General features: G+C 56.4%; 3 protein-coding genes. 2 read left to right on the top strand and 1 reads right to left on the bottom strand.

The features are described 5' to 3' along the window. Nucleotides 1–106: 106 nt before the first annotated feature. Nucleotides 107–934, bottom strand: coding sequence for a type IV toxin-antitoxin system AbiEi family antitoxin (locus FHT28_RS35790; RefSeq protein ID WP_168598918.1), 828 nt, complete (start codon nucleotides 932–934; stop codon nucleotides 107–109). Nucleotides 935–1405: 471 nt separating this feature from the next. Here FHT28_RS35790 and FHT28_RS35785 point away from each other — a divergent pair, with 471 nt between their 5' ends. Then, the gene (locus FHT28_RS35785) at nucleotides 1406–2044 is read left to right on the top strand and encodes a DUF433 domain-containing protein (protein ID WP_246705061.1); all 639 of its coding nucleotides are present in this window, start codon (nucleotides 1406–1408) and stop codon (nucleotides 2042–2044) included. Next, nucleotides 2041–2416 (top strand): type II toxin-antitoxin system VapC family toxin (locus tag FHT28_RS35780; protein WP_168598916.1); only part of this gene is annotated, 376 nt, incomplete at its 3' end. The genes FHT28_RS35785 and FHT28_RS35780, both read left to right, overlap by 4 nt.

Raw genomic sequence — 2416 nt, 5'->3', positions numbered from 1 at the left:
GAGAAGATGGCGACAATCGCGCGGCTGATGATGAGATCCTGCTCGACCTGCCGTTGACTTGTCCATGGCACTACGCCGTTCCAGGCCGTGATGTAGTCCTGCGGTATCATTCGTCGATCTCCGGCGGCCGGCGAACGATCACATGCCAGTGTTCATCGCGTTCGGATGGCGGCGGCGACAGATCTGGATCTCCGGCCTGCCTAGGATCGAGTTCGACCCATGGCAACGGCCCACGAGCAGATAGCGCTGCAAACATCGTTTCCGCTATCTGCGAGTGCCCCAGCCTTCCAAGCAGATATCCGAGGCGTTGTGCGACCGCTTTCTCGAAAGCACGCGACAGGGAGGCAAGCTTTTTGGGTTGCAATCGCTCGGCAAGTTCGGAAAGCACCGTAGCAATATTGTCCAGACCAGCCCCGGAATGCGGATAGCGTACCAGATCGAGCGCTGTCAGTTCCGGCGAGGATAACTTCATATATCCCGAAGGCGTCTTTCGGTCTTCGATTCCTGCCGATACCGCTCCCATATCCTTGCGGTATGAAAACACGATCCGCGTTCGCCCAGCCTCAATATCGGGCAGGAGTTTGTTCGTGACGACCTGAAATTCCATGGTGGCCTGGTGGGAGGCGCCATGGGCGGCTGCGGCCGTCAGCAATCCCACATAGTAGGGTCGTCTTTCGTGGCGCATCAGGGCGTCGATATACCATTCCGGAGGCGGCGCTCCCATGACGGCGTGCTGAGGCGGCACAACCACATAGAAACCGCGACGGGGCCGGATAAGCTGGCCGCGCCGCTGCAAGCGCTCGGCGGCGTCAAGGAATGCTCCCCGGCTGATGCCGATCTCCTGCTGGGCCTCATCTGCAGAGAAAACTCCCCGGCCCGTAGCTAGTAGACGAAAAGCATAGGAAGATAGTGTTGATCGTCCAGTTTGCATCATATCTCCTTATCCGCTATTAATGCGGAAAAATCAATATGACGCTGCAAGCGAATCATTCGCGAAACTCCGCTCTTACTGCGGAAACTTCGATATGACTCGTGGATGCTGCCGCCACCCATGCCAGCCGTCAGGCCAGATAGCCGCTGCCTTTTTTTTGAATTTTCTCACTGTTAGGTGCTCAGTTAGGTTAGAAGTAGTCATTCAAACAGGCCTGCAAACCATGGCGATTAGTCAGTCTTGAACAAGCAAACCTATCAGTCCGTTCTAGGCTCCAGATCGGCAATCCTGGAGCGCAAGTTACTGTACCGCTTATAAAAATTTGCACAAATATATGCTGCTTGAACGACAGGGTCGGCGGTTCGCATGCCTTCAAGAGCAACGGATCTCGACCCTCGCAAGCGATTTTCCTCATGGCCTTGCGCCATCATTAATCCATCCCTATATTGGGACGGATTGATGATGGAGTGGAGCATGACCCAAATCCAGAGTTTCACGCTGAGTGAGGCAGGGTATGTCCTGGGCCGGTCCCCGGCAATGCTCAACAAGGCAGTTGATACAGGGGTTATTCAAGCAAGGCAGAGGAAGGTGGGGAACATCATCCAAAGGCTGCTTGGTCCGGCTGAACTGCGCTTTTTGCGGCTTGCCGATGAACTCGACAAGGATCTGACGCCAGCCGGACGGCGCCGGCTCTACGGTGCCCTGCGAAAATTGCCGAATGATGCTCACAAGTTCCAACTCGGACGGTTGGAACTGGATCTCGCGCAAATTGACACCGATCTTAAAGACCGAATGGCGAGACTTGAGGCGGTCAGAGACCAGATTGATAGCAAGGGCGATCGAGGCGAGGCGGTTATCCGCGGTACGACGGTCGCGGCGCATCTGATCGCTGCTTTGGCGCGCGACCAGGGTGTTGATGCGATTCTCACGGATTTTCCTTCCCTGACGAGCGACCAGATCGATGCGGCAGTCGAGTATGCCAAGGCTTATCCGAAGCGGGGGCGTCCGTACCCAACGAAGAGCCTGAAAACCACTTTGGCCGCTTTGGCCGACGTTGGTGCGTTCGATGACGACGGTGACTTGGGCGACGTCGAACCAAGGCCCATTCCGTGACGCTCTATCTATTGGATGAAAATGTCCTCCGTGAATTGAAGCACGGTGGGCACGAAAATGTGCATCGGTGGATCGCGACGGTTGATGACACGGACCTCCGACTGAGTGTGGCCACGCTGTTCGAAAAACGTCGGGGAGCCGAGGCCCTGATGAAGCGGGAGCCAGAACGCGCACGCAGGATTCTTGATGGTATCGAAGCGCTCGAGAAATCATTCTCTGATCGCATCATTCCGATTGATGGGCCGGTCGTGGCGGAATGGACACGCCTGCTCGGCGAGGGCGTCGCCTTAAGCTGGGACAGGGTGCGCGTCTGGCATCGTGTCAGCCTTCACGCGTTGATTAACATAGTGATCTGCCGCCATGTTGCGTTGG

The organism is Rhizobium sp. SG570 (assembly GCF_012275345.1).
GTDB lineage: Bacteria > Pseudomonadota > Alphaproteobacteria > Rhizobiales > Rhizobiaceae > Rhizobium > Rhizobium lusitanum.
This window is presented reverse-complemented; position numbering and strand designations above follow the sequence as displayed.